This window comes from Fibrobacter sp. UWB11, assembly GCF_900143015.1.
Classification (GTDB): Bacteria; Fibrobacterota; Fibrobacteria; order Fibrobacterales; family Fibrobacteraceae; genus Fibrobacter.
On sequence record NZ_FSRT01000002.1, the window covers coordinates 315,201 to 331,711 of the forward strand.

10 protein-coding genes are annotated in these 16,511 nt (G+C 50.2%); 7 read left to right on the forward strand and 3 right to left on the reverse strand.

Annotated features, from left to right (window positions below):
- Positions 1-125 precede the first annotated feature (125 nt).
- From BUQ91_RS09950 to purF, 7 genes are all read left to right on the forward strand, one after another.
- Positions 126-1,472 (forward strand): UDP-glucose dehydrogenase family protein, encoded by a 1,347-nt coding sequence (locus tag BUQ91_RS09950; protein ID WP_072827771.1) that lies wholly within the window; start codon positions 126-128, stop codon positions 1,470-1,472.
- A 75-nt stretch (positions 1,473-1,547) separates the two neighbouring features.
- Positions 1,548-2,624 (forward strand): NAD-dependent epimerase/dehydratase family protein, encoded by a 1,077-nt coding sequence (locus BUQ91_RS09955; RefSeq protein WP_074209143.1) that lies wholly within the window; start codon positions 1,548-1,550, stop codon positions 2,622-2,624.
- Positions 2,625-2,835: 211 nt separating this feature from the next.
- Entirely contained in the window at positions 2,836-3,135 is a 300-nt protein-coding gene (locus BUQ91_RS15560; RefSeq protein WP_139299731.1) for a hypothetical protein, read from the forward strand.
- Complete coding sequence (locus BUQ91_RS09960) at positions 3,095-4,756, forward strand: CTP synthase (RefSeq protein WP_074209144.1); 1,662 nt, start codon at positions 3,095-3,097, stop codon at positions 4,754-4,756. Before BUQ91_RS15560 ends, BUQ91_RS09960 begins: the two co-directional genes overlap by 41 nt.
- 191 nt (positions 4,757-4,947) lie before the next feature.
- Entirely contained in the window at positions 4,948-5,289 is a 342-nt protein-coding gene (locus tag BUQ91_RS09965; RefSeq protein ID WP_072828002.1) for a P-II family nitrogen regulator, read from the forward strand.
- Positions 5,290-5,347: 58 nt separating this feature from the next.
- Entirely contained in the window at positions 5,348-6,613 is a 1,266-nt protein-coding gene (locus tag BUQ91_RS09970; RefSeq protein ID WP_072827768.1) for an ammonium transporter, read from the forward strand.
- 329 nt (positions 6,614-6,942) lie between these two features.
- Positions 6,943-8,328 (forward strand): amidophosphoribosyltransferase, encoded by a 1,386-nt coding sequence (gene purF, locus BUQ91_RS09975; RefSeq protein ID WP_074209145.1) that lies wholly within the window; start codon positions 6,943-6,945, stop codon positions 8,326-8,328.
- A gap of 121 nt (positions 8,329-8,449) precedes the next feature.
- On the opposite strand, the gene BUQ91_RS09980 is transcribed toward purF, so the two are convergent.
- Genes BUQ91_RS09980 through gltB form a run of 3 tightly spaced genes read right to left on the reverse strand, consistent with a single transcriptional unit; the run spans position 8,450 to position 16,343 of the window.
- On the reverse strand, positions 8,450-10,489 hold the full coding sequence (locus BUQ91_RS09980) for an NAD(+) synthase (protein ID WP_074209146.1): 2,040 nt from the start codon (positions 10,487-10,489) through the stop codon (positions 8,450-8,452).
- A gap of 29 nt (positions 10,490-10,518) precedes the next feature.
- Entirely contained in the window at positions 10,519-11,883 is a 1,365-nt protein-coding gene (locus tag BUQ91_RS09985; protein WP_074209147.1) for a glutamate synthase subunit beta, read from the reverse strand.
- A 32-nt stretch (positions 11,884-11,915) separates the two neighbouring features.
- On the reverse strand, positions 11,916-16,343 hold the full coding sequence (gltB, locus tag BUQ91_RS09990; RefSeq protein ID WP_074209148.1) for a glutamate synthase large subunit: 4,428 nt from the start codon (positions 16,341-16,343) through the stop codon (positions 11,916-11,918).
- Between the last annotated feature and the right edge of the window lie 168 nt (positions 16,344-16,511).

Genomic DNA, 16,511 nt, shown 5'->3' on the forward strand with positions numbered 1-16,511 from the left:
CAATTGTGAAAAAACGCAAACACACAACTACGCCTTCGTCGCAAATTTTGAGGCTACACCGCATTACAATTTTATTACATTTCACTTCGATTGTTAAATACAGAAATATCATCAAGGATTTCTTTATGAATATTGCAATTGTTGGAACGGGATATGTAGGGCTTGTCAGCGGTACATGCTTTGCTGAAATGGGTGTCAATGTCACTTGCGTCGATGTAAATCAGGCAAAAATCGAATCTCTCCAGAAAGGTGAAATTCCTATATACGAACCGGGTCTCGACGAGATGGTACTTCGCAACCAGCGCGAAGGCCGCCTTAGTTTCACGACCGACCTTGCAAGCATCCTTGACGATGTAGAAATGGTCTTTAGCGCCGTGGGTACGCCCCCCGACGAAGACGGTTCCGCCGACTTGCAGTACGTTCTCGCTGTGGCACGCACGTTCGGTCAAAACATCAAGAAGTACACCGTTCTCGTGACGAAGTCAACAGTCCCGGTCGGTACGGCAAAGAAGGTCAAGGCCGCCATCCAGGAAGAGCTTGACAAGCGCGGCGTGAACGTTCCGTTCGACGTGGCTAGCAACCCAGAATTCTTGAAGGAAGGCTCCGCCATCACGGACTTCATGAAGCCCGACCGCGTTGTCGTAGGCGTTGAAAGCGAACAGGCCAAGGAACTCATGACCCGCCTTTACCGTCCGATGATGCTCAACAATTTCCGCGTGATTTTCACGGACATTCCGAGTGCTGAAATGATCAAGTACGCAGCAAACTCCATGCTCGCGACCCGAATCAGCTTCATGAACGACATCGCAAACTTATGCGAACTCGTAGGCGCCGATGTAAACATGGTGAGGAAGGGCATCGGAAGCGATACCCGCATCGGCTCGAAGTTCCTCTACCCGGGCTGCGGCTACGGTGGAAGCTGCTTTCCGAAGGACGTGAAGGCCCTCATCAAGACGGCCGAAAAGAACGGCTACAAGATGGGTGTTTTGAAGGCTGTCGAAGAAGTGAACGAATACCAGAAAACGGTGCTTTTCAACAAACTTGCAAAACGTTTTGGCGGTGAAGCAAATCTCAAGGGCAAGACGATTGCCATGTGGGGACTTGCCTTCAAGCCCGAGACCGATGACATGCGCGAAGCAACCGCACTCGTACTCATCGACAAGCTTGTAAAAGCAGGCGCCACCATCCGCGTATTTGACCCAGTCGCCATGAACGAATGTAAGCGCAGAATGGCTGCACGAAGCGATGCCGCAGCAATTGCAAACCAAATCGTGTATTGCAACGACATGTACGAAGCATTGCTCGACGCCGAAGCGCTCTTGCTTGTAACTGAATGGAAGCAGTTCCGCATGCCGAGCTTTGGCGTAATGAAGAAGTCGATGAAGAACGCGCTCATCATCGATGGTCGAAACATCTACGATGCGAAGGAACTCGCCGACGCTGGATTTGAATACAGCGCCATCGGCTGCTAAGCCACATGCGTTATCCTGAACGGAACGCAGGTGCTATAATATAATTGTTAGGATTAGTTGGAAAAGGAATATATAATGCTTGATAAAAATGTTGTTCTTAATGGAAAGGCTATCCTTGTCACAGGAGCCGCAGGATTCATCGGATGCAATCTTTGCAAAAAATTGCTGAACGGTTACTCCTGTTCCGAACTCGTAGGACTTGATTCCATTACCGATTACTACGACGTAAATATCAAGCATGAACGCCTCAAGGAAATCGATGACCTTGCGGCAACAACAGGCAAGAAATGGACATTCGTCAAGGCAAACCTCGCCGACAAAGCGATGATTGATAGCCTTTTCGAAAAGTATCATTTTGCCGTTGTCGTAAACCTCGCCGCTCAAGCAGGCGTTCGCTATTCCATCACTAATCCCGATGCCTACATCCAGAGCAACCTCATCGGATTCTATAACATTCTTGAAGCCTGCAGGCACAACGAAGTCGAGCATCTCGTGTACGCCAGTTCTTCTAGCGTGTACGGCAGCAACAAGAAGATTCCGTACTCCACAGACGACAAGGTAGACAATCCGGTATCGCTGTACGCCGCCACCAAAAAGAGCAACGAGCTCATGGCCCATGCCTACAGCAAGCTCTATAACATTCCGAGTACAGGTCTCCGCTTTTTCACCGTTTACGGCCCTGCCGGCCGCCCGGACATGGCCTACTTCGGTTTTACAAACAAACTTAAAGCCGGTAAAACAATCCAGATATTCAATTACGGCAAGTGCAAGCGCGACTTTACTTATGTCGACGATATCGTAGAAGGCATTGTTCGCGTGATGCAGCACGCCCCTGAAAAGCAAAACGGAGAAGACGGTCTCCCGCTCCCGCCTTACAAGGTCTACAACATCGGTAACAACCATCCGGAAAACTTGCTGGACTTCGTGACAATTCTCCAAGAAGAACTCGTCCGCGCAAAAGTTCTCCCAGCCGATTACGATTTTGAAGCTCACAAGGAACTCGTTCCCATGCAGCCCGGTGACGTTCCTGTTACCTACGCCGACACTTCTGCATTGGAAGCTGATTTCGGATTCAAGCCCGCCACTCCGCTCCGCGATGGTCTAAAAAAATTCGCAGAGTGGTATGCCAAATATTACGGAACGGCAAAGTAGTTTTTCTGAAAAACGCAACTCAGACGAATTTACAGACAAATTCAGAAAACACATTACAATTGCCCAAATCGCATTTTCAAACGACATAGTTTTACATTTTCTTGTATTTCGCAAAATTGCTTTACACAAAATGTAAGAGTTCAAAAATTGTTACAAAAAAATTTTGGTCAATTCTTGCCGCGCGTGACTTTTTTACTACATTATAAGTCCGATGAAAATATCGGAATCCATCGAAGCCCACCTGAGCTCAGCCGTTGCAGCAATCTCGCAACGCAACCAGGCGACTCTCTCTGAGTTGGTTATCAAACATCCGATTTACTTCACTGTCTTTCATCGTCTTTATCATCTTTATCGTCTGGCAAAAGCAACTGGCTTTTGCCTTTCTTTTTGTACAAACTTTAAACATATTTCGACTATAAAGTCGGAACACGGTGAGCAACGCAAAGCTCACTTACCCAAGGAGAAGCAACATGGCCAAGGCAACCGCAAAGAATACGGCAAAGCAGCCTAAGTACATTTTTATCACGGGTGGCGTCGTAAGCTCACTCGGCAAGGGAATCACCTCGGCATCGCTCGCGCTCCTTTTGAAGAGCCGCGGCTACAAGGTGTTCATGCAAAAGCTCGACCCGTATTTAAACGTGGATCCGGGTACCATGAGCCCCTACCAGCATGGCGAAGTTTTTGTGACGGATGACGGCTACGAAACCGACTTGGATTTGGGTCACTACGAACGTTTTGCAGGAGTGCAATGTTCCAAGGCATCGAGCTACACTTCGGGCCGCATTTATTCTTCCGTGCTTTCTAAGGAACGCGCAGGCCATTACTTGGGCGGCACGGTGCAGGTCATCCCACATATCACAAACGAAATCAAGGATGCATTCCGCTCGGCAGCCGAAAGCGGTGCCGATATTATTTTGTGCGAAATCGGCGGTGTTGCAGGCGACATCGAATCGCTCCCGTTCCTTGAAGCAGCAAGGCAGTTCCGTTTTGAAGTCGGTGTCGAGAACACTTGCTTTATCCACTTGACTTTAGTCCCGTACCTTAAAGCGGCTGGCGAACTGAAAACTAAACCTTCGCAGCATTCCGTGGCAGAGCTCCGCAATATCGGTATTTTCCCGGACATTCTCGTGTGCCGTACTGAAATGCACATTCCGCAAGAACATCTCGACAAGCTCGCCCTTTTCTGCAATGTGAAACCCGAATGCGTCATTGAAGAAAAGGACGTGACGGATTCCGTTTACGCAGTGCCGCGCGAACTTTCCAAACAGGAACTCGACCTGCGCGTTTTGGAGCAGCTCCACTTGAGCGTTCATCCCATTATCCATTCCGAATGGGATAGCCTCGTCAAGAAAGCAACCAAGCCCAAATACGAATGTACCATCGCGCTTGTGGGCAAATACATTGCCATCCGCGACGCTTACAAGTCCGTGCACGAAGCATTGCAGCACGCCGGCATGGCAAACAACGCCAAAGTGAAGGTGGAATGCATAGAAGCTGAAGAACTCGAAAAGAATCCGAACCTCATCAAGAAAGCAGACGGCATTTTGATTCCGGGCGGTTTCGGTAGCCGTGGCGTAAACGGCAAATGCGTTGCCATTCGTTACGCCCGCGAACATAAAGTTCCGCTGCTCGGCATTTGCTTGGGCATGCAATGCTGCGTTATCGAATACGCACGCAACGTTCTCGGCTGGAAGGACGCAAACTCTACCGAATTTGATGAAAAGACAACCCATCCGGTTATCGACTTGATGGACGAACAGAAAAACGTCACCGAAAAAGGCGGCACCATGCGCTTGGGCGCTTACCCGTGCAAGCTTTCCAAGGATTCCAACGCAGCGAAGCTTTACAAGAGCACAAACATCAGCGAACGCCACCGTCACCGTTACGAATTCAATTACAATAGCGAATTCCGCAAGGAACTCGAAAAGGCCGGTCTCAAGATTGCAGGTTCATCGCCCGACGGAAAGCTCGTCGAAATGGTGGAACTCAAAAATCACCCCTATTTTGAAGCTTGCCAGTTCCATCCGGAATTCAAGAGCCGTCCCACCGATCCACATCCGTTGTTTACGGGCCTCGTGAAAGCCGCTCTCGATCAGAAAAAATTGGGGACAAAAGCGTCTAAAACAAAGTAATAACAGTTTTTACATTTTCTGAATTTACTGCAATTTTTGTAAAACTAAAATTTGTAATCGCGATTCCTTGAATCGCGATTTTTCTTTTACTTTTGGCTTTTTTGAGCGAATTTCGGCATTTTCAACATTTTGGCACGACCTTTGCATTAGAAGGGACGAACAAAAAAGAAACCTCAAAAAAGGATACCATCATGAAGCTAGTTACAGCCTACATACAACCTGAAAGGCTAAATAATGTAAAGCAATCCCTATACGAAAAGAAGATCTACAAGATGTCCGTTACGAACGTCTTGGGCTGCGGCCAGCAGAAAGGTTACAATCAACGCTTCCGTGGCGTTGTGACCGAAGTGAATTTGCTTAAGAAGATTTGCTTGAAAATCGCCGTAAACGACGAATTTGTACAGCCTTGCATCGATGCGATTATCGAAGGCGCCCGTACAGGTAATATTGGCGATGGCAAGATATTTGTTACGACACTTGAACAGTGCGTTCGCATCCGCACCGGCGAAACTGGGCCGGAGGCAATTGGTTAATTCGGAATCAGGAATTCAGAATTAGGAATTAAAATTTTCAAAATAAGGAATTAAACAAATGAACGAAGTAGCAAATGTCGCAACCGTCAGTGACGCAATATTTATGACGGAAAACATCTGGATCATGATCAGCGCCATGTTGGTGTTCATCATGGGTCTCGGTTTCGCATGCGTTGAAGCAGGCCTTGTACGTGCTAAGTGCTCTGCAAACGTGGCATTCAAAAACATCGCTGTGCCGGCTATCGGTATTACGATGTACGCTGCATTAGGTTTCGGCCTTATGTACCCGGGCACCTTCAACGGAATTCTCGGTTTCGCAGGCTTCGGCATTGGCGACTGGGCAAATCCGGCAAACTTCACCGCCGCCTACAACGGACACTTCACGCTGTTCACAGACTGGCTGTTCCAGGCAATGTTCGCCGCCACCGCAGCAACGATTGTCTCTGGTGCCGTTGCTGAACGTGTCAAGCTCAACTCCTTCCTGATTTTCACCATTGTCTATGTTGCACTCGTCTACCCGATCGTCGGTTCTTGGACATGGGGCGGCGGCTGGCTCTCCACCTTCGGTGCTCACGGTTTCCACGACCTCGCTGGTTCTACCCTCGTTCACTCTGTCGGTGGTTGGGCTGCTCTCGCTGGCGTGATGATTCTCGGACCGCGTATCGGTAAGTACGTTGGTGGCAAGGTTCACGCTATTCCGGCTCACAACATTCCTCTCGCAACCGTCGGTGTGTTCATGCTTTGGTTCGGTTGGTGGGGATTCAACGCCGGTTCTGCTCTTAACGGCGACCCGAAGGCAACTAGCTGGATTCTCGTGACCACGAACCTCGCTGCTGTCGCAGGCATCATTACCGCAACGCTTACAAGCTGGATCGTTTCCAAGAAGCCGGACGCCACCATGGCCCTCAACGGATGCCTTGCTGGTCTCGTAGCAATCACCGCTGGTGCTGACGTCGTGACCCCGCTTTCTTCCTGGATTATCGGTGCTATCGCTGGTGTGCTCGTAGTCGGTGCAGTCTTCATGTTCGACCGCTTGCACTTGGATGACCCGGTCGGTGCTCTCTCCGTCCACCTCGTCAACGGTGTCTGGGGTACGCTCGCTGTCGGTATCTTCGATATCACTGGTGACTACACGCTCGGCACTCAGGCTGTTGGCGTCCTCGCCTACGCTGTCCCGTGCTTCGCAGCCGCAAGTCTGATCTTCTTCGTCATCAAGAAGACGATTGGCCTCCGCGTCACTGAAAAGCAAGAAATGCGCGGCCTTGACCAAGCTGAACACGGTCAAGAAGCTTACAGCGGCTTCCAAATCTTCAGCAACATGTAATTTAGCACTTAGTTATTAGTCAATAGTTATTAGTTAAAAAACTTACTGAAGTTTCCAAGCCTTAAACTAACGACCAACAACCAATAACTAACAACTACAAAAAGTATCTCTGTTGACTACTTCACCCCGGAATGAAAATTCCGGGGTTTTACGTTTTCTGTAAATCACATAATGCACTTTTTCAAGAAGCGCCGATTTTCGCCCAAAAACGCAATCCGTCTCAATTTGGCACATTTTTTGCTATTAAAATTCGTCCGTTTCCTCGCTTGCACCCGTCCGGGTGGGCTATGACCATAAGGTAAGGGAAACATCCATTCACAAGAGGCATTATGCTCGAAGAATTACATGAAGAATGCGGCGTTATCGGCATCTACAACGGCGATAACGTGGCACGCAACGTCGCTATGGGGCTCTACGCATTACAGCACCGCGGCCAAGAAAGCGCAGGCATTGCTGTTACAGACGGCGATAAAATACGAATCCGAAAATCCATGGGGCTCGTTGCCACTCTCTTGCGGGAACACAATATCGACGAATTACAAGGTTTTTCTGGCATAGGCCACGTACGTTACAGTACCACGGGCGCATCGACACTCGCAAACGCACAGCCGATTCTCGTGAGTTGCAAATGGGGACAAATCGCCGTTGCACACAACGGAAATATCACCAACGCCAACGAGCTCCGCGCAGAAATGGAAGCCGACGGCCACATTTTCCAGACAACGTCTGACTCCGAAATTCTCCTCCACGAAATTGCACGCACCCACGCAGATACATTGGGCGAAGCAATCAAAAAAGCGATTACAAAATTCACCGGAAGTTTTTGCCTTGTCTTTATCAGCAAGGATACCATGTACGTTGCCCGCGATGGCTACGGATTCCGCCCGCTCTCCATCGCCCGCATGGGAAAATCTTGGTGCGTTGCTAGCGAAACTTGCGCATTCGACTTGCTCGGCGCCCATTACGTTCGCGACATCCAGCCAGGCGAATTTCTGACGATTTCACAGAACGGGCTCCATTCGGAACGATTCACGCAAAAAGACAGACTCGCTCACTGCATTTTTGAATACATCTATTTCAGCCGCCCTGATTCCAAGATTTTCGAACAAAGTTGCGACAAAATCCGCCGCAAGATGGGTAAGCAGCTCGCCAAGGAATGCCCCGTCGATGCAGACATCGTGATTTCCGTGCCCGACAGTGCCACAACAGCAGCGCTCGGTTACGCACAGGCTAGCGGCATCCGATTTGAAATCGGCCTTTTGCGCAACCACTACGTCGGAAGAACGTTCATCGACCCCACGCAAAACGTCCGCGAACAAAAAGTCAAGCTCAAGTTCAACCCCATCGTAGGCGTTCTCAAGAACAAGCGCGTATGCGTTGTCGAAGACTCGATCGTTCGCGGCACCACGCTTAAGATTTTGTCCAAAATGCTCCGCGATGCAGGCGCACTCGAAGTCCACATCCGCATTGCATCGCCTCCTGTAGCGCACCCCTGTTTCTTCGGTATGGATTTTCCGAGCCAAGGCGAACTTGCTGCAAGTTCAATGACTCCAGACGAAATTGCCAAAATGCTCGGCGTCGAGAGTCTCGGCTACTTAAGCGTCGAAGGCATGAAGGAATGCACAGGCGAAGGCGAAAATTACTGCGCCGCCTGCTTCGACAACGATTACCCGGACTACATCGGGATTGATACAAACAAGACCCGTTGCGGTTAAAACGAAGCATAAGCACAAAAGAATTCTCTGTTGACGAAACAACCCCGGAACGAAAGTTCCGGGGTTTCATGTATTACGGCAAAAATTTTCGGTATTTACCGAAGCAATTTATCGAGCCCAATTATCGCGCCCAGTCCGCAAACGAGGCATCACTCGGCATGCGCCAATCCGCACGGGGCGAAAGTGAAATCGTTCCGACTTTCGGACCATCCGGGATGCAGCTTCGCTTGAACTGTTGCGTAAAGAATCGACGAACAAAAACAGTGAGCGCTTTTTCAATCTCTTCATCGCTAAATTTGCCCGCAAAAGCGTACTTCGCCAAGAACAAAAGTTTCTTGGGAGTTGCACCGTACTTGGCAAAATGATAGAGGAAGAAATCGTGAATTTCGTACGCGCCCAAAATGCTTTCGGTCTTTTGCGCAATTTGTCCATTATTATCGGCAGGCAGAAGTTCCGGCGATACAGGCGTATCGAGAATATCATACAAGACATTCTTTAATTCCATAGCCGTCTTTGCATCTACGCTAAACTTCAGCGAATTGTCCGCATACCAGCTCACGATATGGCGCACAAGCGTTTTGGGAATATCGCAATTCACCGCATACATGGACATGTGATCGGCATTGTACGTACTCCAGCCGAGAGCAATTTCGGACAAGTCACCCGTACCAATTACAATTCCACCAACGCTATTGGCAACATCCATAAGAATCTGCGTGCGTTCGCGCGCTTGGACATTTTCGTAAGTCACGTCGAGCTTTTGCGGGTCGTGACCGATATCCTTAAAATGCTGGAGACATGCCTCCTTGATGCTTACGGTCTGCAATTCAACGCCTAAAAGTTTCGCAAGCTCAACCGCATTGTTTTTCGTGCGATTGGTCGTTCCAAATCCAGGCATCGTGAGTGCCAAAATTTCTAATGCAGGGCGTTTTAACAGTTTAAAAGTTTCAGCCACAACGAGCAAAGCAAGCGTCGAATCGAGACCGCCCGAAAGGCCAATCACGGCACGCTTGGAATGAGACGCTTCAAGACGCTTAGCAAGGCCCGCACATTGGATATTGAAAATCTCTGTGCATGATTGGTCTCGCGTTTCAGGCGACCCTGGAACAAACGGCATCGGAGAAACAAATCGATACTGAAGCACATCGCAAGCACGCAGGCCATCGAAAGATGCCGCCCGCGCATAGAAACTGCGACTGTCAAAATCCTGGAACGAGCCTTCGCTCAGCCGCTGCATATTCAAGCGTTCCACGTCGATATCGGCATAGATGATTTCCGTTTCGCGAGAGAACGGTTTGCTTTCAGCAACCATGCTACCGTTTTCAGCAACCATCAAATGACCGCTAAAGACCATGTCCGTCGTCGATTCATGCACACCCGCAGAAGCATAGACATATGCCGCCATGCAACGCGCCGACTGGTTCATCACCAAATTACGGCGGTAATCGCGTTTGCCTACAAGCGCATCACTTGCAGACAAGTTTACAATTACATTTGCACCGGCCAAAGCGAGTTCACCGCTCGGAGGCGCCGGAGTCCACAAATCTTCGCAAAGTTCAACGCCTATGCGAACGTCAGAACCCGCGCAATTTGCAACATCCGCGCTGCCTTCAACCGCGCCGTTGTTACACAAGCCAAGAGTTCCGCGATCCTTCACCGTGAAGAAATTCGTTATCGGAACTTCGCCCATGCCTTCTATCGCACACGTCACGGCACCCGCAACACTACCTGCCAAAGCGCCACACGCTCCGCGCAACAAGTCGCGGCCACTCGAAAAATGGCGTTTTTCATAGAATTCTCGTTGGTTCGGCAAATAGATTTTCGGCGTAATCGCCACAACCCGCCCGCGCTGCACAAAAGCAGCACAGTTATACAACCTCCCAAACAAACGTAGAGGCAAGCCTACCGCGATAACAGCATCAGAATCCTTAAAAGATTCCGCAATTTTCAACAGCGCACGGGAGCTGTTCTGCAACAACAATTCCTGATGGAACAAATCGCTGCAAGTGTATCCGGTAATACAAAGTTCAGGAAAAACGACAAAAGCCGCCCCATTGGAGACGGCAGCTTTTGCGCTCTTGATGATTTCTTCGGTATTGAAGGCTGTATCGGCTACTTTTAGGATAGGAGATACAGCCGCAAAACGATAAAATCCAAACATGATTTCGCGAGCAGTATTCGAGATGAACGTTACTTGATTGTAGCCACTTTCGCTTTCGCATCGGCCATGGCACGCACCACAAGGGATGCACCATTAGCGCAGTCACCCACCGCATAAATATGGCGAGAAGGATCCGGAATAATTGCTGTACGCGGCGTAAGCGTGAGGCCCAAATCGTTCACGATACCTTCGGCGGGAACTCCGGTAAAGCCCATAGCGAGCACCACCAAATCCGTATTGATGACTTCGGTAGAATTCGGAACTTCGTTCGGCTTGAGCGGGCGGCCCTGCGGGGACATTTCCCATTCGACGCGAACAGCTTCAACACCGGCAACGCGACCATCTTTCACAATAAACTGCTTGGAAGAAACATTCCAGCGACGTTCACCACCTTCATGCTGGGCATAGCTTGTACGCAGCATGTACGGCCAATCCGGCCACGGCGTAGACGGAGAACGTTCCTCAGGCGGCTTCGGCATGAATTCCACCTGCAAAACGCTTTCGCAACCTTCGCGGATTGCCTTACCCACACAGTCGTTACCCGTATCGCCACCGCCAATCACGAGCACCTTGCGGCCCTTGGCAGAGAACTTTTCAGGATTCGTTTCGCCCGGTTTTTCGGCACCATGCAAAAAGTCGAGAGCAAGGAAAATGCCTTCGGCATCGCGGCCAGGAATTTTCAAGTCACGAGCATTCGGCGTACCGATGGCGAGGAACACTTCGTCAAAATTCTTGTGAATGTATTCCGCAGCAATATCCTTCCCGATTTCAGTATTGTAGACAAACTTGATTCCAGCCGCTTCAAGCAAAGCCACACGGCGGTCAATCACAGACTTGTCGAGTTTCCAGTTCGGGATACCATAGCGCAAAAGACCACCGGCCTTTTCACGCTTTTCGTAAACCGTCACGGCAAAGCCCTTACGGCGAAGCGCTTCGGCAGCAAACAACCCAGCAGGACCAGAGCCAATCACAGCGGCGCTCTTTCCGTTCGGTTCTGCAGAAGGGAGCTTTACCCAGCCTTCTTCAAAAGCCGTTTCGATGATGAACTTTTCAATCTGGCGCACCATCACCGGATCGTTATGCACGTTCCCGGTACAAGCCGATTCGCAAAGAGCCGGACAAACGCGACCCGTGAATTCCGGGAAGAACGCCGTCTTGCTAATGATATCGTAAGCGCGTTCAGCATTTCCCAAAGAAACCGCTGCGTTAAATTCGGGAATCAAGTTGCCGAGAGGACAACCAGCACCATGGCAGAACGGAATTCCGCATGTGTGGCAACGACCGGCCTGACCAACAATTTCAACAGAAGTCAGTCTACGTTCAACTTCCTTATTGTCCTTCACACGCTCTTCGACAGGGCGGTAGACATCTTGTATGCGTTTTACTTCTTGCATATAAACCTCAAGCTTGGGTCCTTCGACACCGTTTATGCCTTTTGTCCCTTCTTCAAGAGAGCGTTTCTATAATCCACCGGGAAAATCTTTACGAACTTCGGACGTTCGCTATTCCAATTTTCAAGAATGCGCTTGCCCTTTTCACTACCCGTTGCCTGAACATGCTGGTTAATGATATCGAGAAGTTCGCTTTCGCTATCAGTACCCGGCAGCACACTTTCAAGGTCCACAGAATCCACGTTGCAGCTCAAGTCAAAGTGACCCGTTTCGTCATATACGTAAGCGAAACCGCCCGTCATACCTGCAGCGAAGTTCACGCCCACGCGGCCGAGCACAACCACACGGCCACCCGTCATGTATTCGCAACCATGGTCGCCAACACCTTCCGAGACAAGGAGCATACCCGAGTTACGGATACCAAAGCGTTCACCAGCGAGACCGTTAATGAAGATCTTACCAGAAGTACCACCGTAACCGATAACGTTACCGGCAATGACGTTGTCTTCAGCCTTGAAGCTTGCATTGCTTGGCGGGCGCACAATAATCTTACCACCAGAAAGGCCCTTACCCATAAAGTCGTTTGCTTCGCCTTCAAGGTCAAGCGTTACACCCGGAGCAAGGAATGCACCGAAGCTCTGGCCAGCCACACCGTGCAAGTGAACCTTAATCGTATCTTCAGGGAGTCCCTTCACGCCAAAGTGTTCATCCACTTCGCCAGAAAGTTCCGTACCCACCGTACGATCGGTGTTGTGAACAACAGTGCAGAGTTCCACATTGGCACCACTCTTGAGCGTATCCTGCACAAACGGCAAGAGTTCGCGACGGTCGAAGTTGACCAATTCTTCCTTCACATAGTTCTTGTCGAAAGACTTGATGCCGCCTTCGACAGTCTGGAAAATCTTCGAGAAGTCGAGGTTGTGAGCCTTGTAGAATGCAATTGCCTGATCGCGTTCGAGCAAGTCGCTACGGCCGCAGGCTTCATCGAGGCTCTTGAGACCAAGGCTTGCCAAGATTTCGCGAACTTCGTCTGCAATGAAGAAGAGGAAGTTTTCAACGTATTCCGGCTTACCGGCAAAGCGCTTGCGGAATTCAGGATCCTGAGTTGCAATACCCATCGGGCACTGGTTCGTATGGCACTTGCGGTCCATCACGCAGCCAAGGCTAACGAGCAAGTTTGTTGCAAATCCGAATTCTTCGGCACCGAGGAGGGCTGCCACCACAACGTCACGGCCCGTCTTGAGCTGACCATCGACCTGGAGCTTGATGCGACCGCGCAAATCGTTAAGAACAAGAGTCTGTTCCGCTTCGGCAATACCGAGTTCCCACGGAAGGCCGGCATGCTTGATAGAAGTCAGCGGAGAAGCACCCGTACCGCCATCGTGGCCCGAGATGAGCACCACATCGGCATGAGCCTTAGCAACACCCGCGGCAATCGTACCCACACCCACTTCGGACACGAGTTTCACGGAAACACGAGCCTTCGGGTTCGAGTTACGCAAGTCGTAAATGAGCTGGGCCAAGTCTTCGATCGAGTAAATATCGTGGTGCGGCGGAGGAGAAATCAAGGACACATTCGGAATCGAGTGACGGATGCGAGCCACAAATTCGTTCACCTTGTGAGCCGGCAACTGACCGCCTTCACCCGGCTTTGCACCCTGAGCCATCTTGATCTGCAAATCCTTAGCATGGCGTAAGTAGTCAATCGTCACACCAAAGCGGCCCGAAGCAATCTGGCGAATAGCAGAGCTACGGATATCACCGTTAGCAGCAGGCGTATTGCGGTCCGGATCTTCACCACCTTCACCGCAGTTGCTCATGGCACCGATACGGTTCATGGCGATAGCAATCGTTTCGTGGGCTTCCGGGCTCAAAGAACCAAGGCTCATTGCACCGGCTACAAAATGCTTGATAATCGATTCGCGGCTTTCGACTTCAGAAATATCAATCGGAGTCGTCTGTTTGAACTTGAAGAGTCCGCGCAAGGTTGCCTGACGTTCGGACTGGTCGTTAATCAGCTTGCTGTAAGCCTTGAACTTTTCATAGTCACCGCCCTGCACTGCCTGACGGAATGTAGCAAGCGACTGCGGAGTCCACAAGTGCTTTTCACCTTCCTTGCGGAATGCGTACTGACCACCGGACTGGAGAACCTTGCTTGCATCGGCAAAGGCAATGTTCTGGCGATCGCCAACTTCATGGGCAATTTCTTCGAGGCCAATACCTTCGATGCGGCTTGCCGTACCCGGCAAGAACTTTTCGACAAGTTCATGATTCAAGCCGACAGCTTCGAAAATCTGGGCACTGCGGTAGCTACGAAGGGTAGAAATACCCATCTTTGACATGATCTTCAAAAGACCCTTGTCCACAGCCTTTACGTAGTTTGCAGCAGCCGTCACCGGATCGACATCTAGGTCACCGCAATGGCACATGTGGGTAAGGCTTTCAAAAGCAAGATACGGGTTAATCACCGTTGCACCGTAACCGAGCAACAAGGCAAAGTGCATCACTTCGCGGACTTCACCGGACTGCACAATCAAACCGATTTCCGGACGAACACCAGCTTCGACCAAGGCACGGTTTACACATGCTGTTGCAAGCAAACTCGGTATAGGCACATAGCCCCAATCGATGTTCTTATCCGAAAGCACGATGATATCGAAATCGTCGTTCACGGCACGCACGGCATCGCCAGCAAGGTTCTGCAAAGCAGCTTCCAAGACTTCGCCGTTACCACCGAGCGGGAACTGCATCTTGAGCACTTTAGCCTTAAAGCTCTTGTCACCGATATTTTCAAAACGACGGATTTCGTCTTCGGTCACAATCGGGCGCGGGATCTTGATGAGGTGAGCCTGTTCCGGAGTTTCTTCGAGAATGTTGCCGTGGTTACCAATGTAAGTCGTAAGGCTCATCACGAGCTCTTCACGAATCGGGTCAATCGGCGGGTTCGTCACCTGTGCGAACAACTGCTTGAAGTAGTTGAACAACGGCTGCGGCTTATCCGAAAGCACGGCCAAAGCGGCATCGTTACCCATGGAGCCGATCGGTTCTGCACCGGTCTTTGCCATCGGCTTCAAAATCACAGACAAGTCTTCGGCAGAATAACCGAAACGCTTCTGCTGCACCAAAATATCATCCGGAACATCAGACGGATTGATTTCGCTAAAGAGGCCGCGAACGCTCATCTTGTTTTCGGCAACCCAGCGGCGGTAAGGCTTGCTACGTGCCACCTGAGCCTTCATTTCGGCGTTCTTCAAAATTCTGTGGTTTTCCAAATCCAAGTAAATAATTTCACCTGGTTTGAGGCGGCCCTTTTCTTCGACTTCATCATCGCGCAAATCGAGCACACCCGTTTCAGAAGCCATCACGAAAAGGCCGTCTTTACATAAAGTGTAACGTGCCGGACGAAGACCGTTACGGTCGAGAATTGCGCCAGCGTTCACGCCATCGCTAAATGCCACGGCGGCCGGTCCATCCCACGGTTCCATCAACATGGATTCATATTCAAAGAAGCCACGCACATCGCGGCCGAGGTAATGCTTCTGGCCCCAAGCCTGCGGCATGAGCATCATCATCGCATGCGGAAGGCTACGGCCCGCAGCGACGAGAAGTTCAAACATGTTATCAAGGCTAGCAGAGTCGCTCTGTCCACCCGGAACGAGCGGCAAAAGTTTCTTGATATCGTCGCCGATAATTTCGCTCTTCAAGTGCGGTTCACGAGCGCGCAAGCTGTTGAGGTTACCGCGAAGCGTATTGATTTCACCGTTGTGAGCCAAGTAACGGAACGGATGGGCAAGCGGCCAAGTCGGGAACGTGTTGGTAGAATAACGCTGGTGAACAAGCGCAATCGGGGATTCAAAATCGAGGTCGTTCAAGTCCTTGTAGAAGCCTTCGATCTGGCTTGCAAGCAAAAGACCCTTATAAACAATGCTACGGCGGCTGCAGCTGCAAACATACAATCCGTTGCAAGCCTTTTCAATCAGGCGGCGAACCACATAAAGCTTAATATCAAAAGCCTGGTCCGTCTCAAAAGCAGAGCCGTCAAAGAACACTTGGCGGATATGCGGCAAAGTTTCGCGAGCCGTGCGACCGATCTTGGCAGGATTTACCGGCACTTCGCGGAACTGGAGAACCTTCACGCCTTCAGCTTCGGCAACTTCACGAATCTTAGCGTCAAAGGTATCCGCTTCAAGCGTGTTCTCGACAAAGAACATTGCCACACCGTAACGCGCCGGAAGTTCCGGGTACAACTTGCGGAAGAACTTGTGCGGCATAGAAAGCAAAAGACCCGCACCATCACCAGTTTCCGGGTCTCCACCTGCTGCACCGCGGTGCATGAGTCTCTTCAATACGGTAATACCCTGCAACACAATCTGGTGCGAGGCAACATTATTTATATTAGCGACCAAGCCGACACCGCAGGCGTCGTGTTCGTTAATCGGGTCGTAAAGTGCTTGAGCTTTCATAAAATTCCTTTTCTAATTTTTTGCGACCACATTATGCAAAAACTGTGCCAAGACATAGGCTCAATACAAAACACACGTATCAATTAGTGAAAAAGCGGTTAAAAATGTAAAACCTGAATCAAAATCGAGAAATCAGTCAAATTAGCTATTACAATTTCTGAAAATAAA

Excerpts from the sequence above, each read along its gene's own strand:
- BUQ91_RS09970 (WP_072827768.1), top strand. The coding sequence starts at position 5,348 with ATGAACGAAGTAGCAAATGTCGCAACCGTCAGTGACGCAATATTTATG.
- BUQ91_RS09955 (WP_074209143.1), top strand. The coding sequence starts at position 1,548 with ATGCTTGATAAAAATGTTGTTCTTAATGGAAAGGCTATCCTTGTCACA.
- BUQ91_RS09985 (WP_074209147.1), bottom strand. The coding sequence starts at position 11,883 with ATGCAAGAAGTAAAACGCATACAAGATGTCTACCGCCCTGTCGAAGAG.
- BUQ91_RS09980 (WP_074209146.1), bottom strand. The coding sequence starts at position 10,489 with ATGTTTGGATTTTATCGTTTTGCGGCTGTATCTCCTATCCTAAAAGTA.
- BUQ91_RS09950 (WP_072827771.1), top strand. The coding sequence starts at position 126 with ATGAATATTGCAATTGTTGGAACGGGATATGTAGGGCTTGTCAGCGGT.
- BUQ91_RS09960 (WP_074209144.1), top strand. The coding sequence starts at position 3,095 with ATGGCCAAGGCAACCGCAAAGAATACGGCAAAGCAGCCTAAGTACATT.
- purF (WP_074209145.1), top strand. The coding sequence starts at position 6,943 with ATGCTCGAAGAATTACATGAAGAATGCGGCGTTATCGGCATCTACAAC.
- gltB (WP_074209148.1), bottom strand. The coding sequence starts at position 16,343 with ATGAAAGCTCAAGCACTTTACGACCCGATTAACGAACACGACGCCTGC.
- BUQ91_RS09965 (WP_072828002.1), top strand. The coding sequence starts at position 4,948 with ATGAAGCTAGTTACAGCCTACATACAACCTGAAAGGCTAAATAATGTA.
- BUQ91_RS15560 (WP_139299731.1), top strand. The coding sequence starts at position 2,836 with ATGAAAATATCGGAATCCATCGAAGCCCACCTGAGCTCAGCCGTTGCA.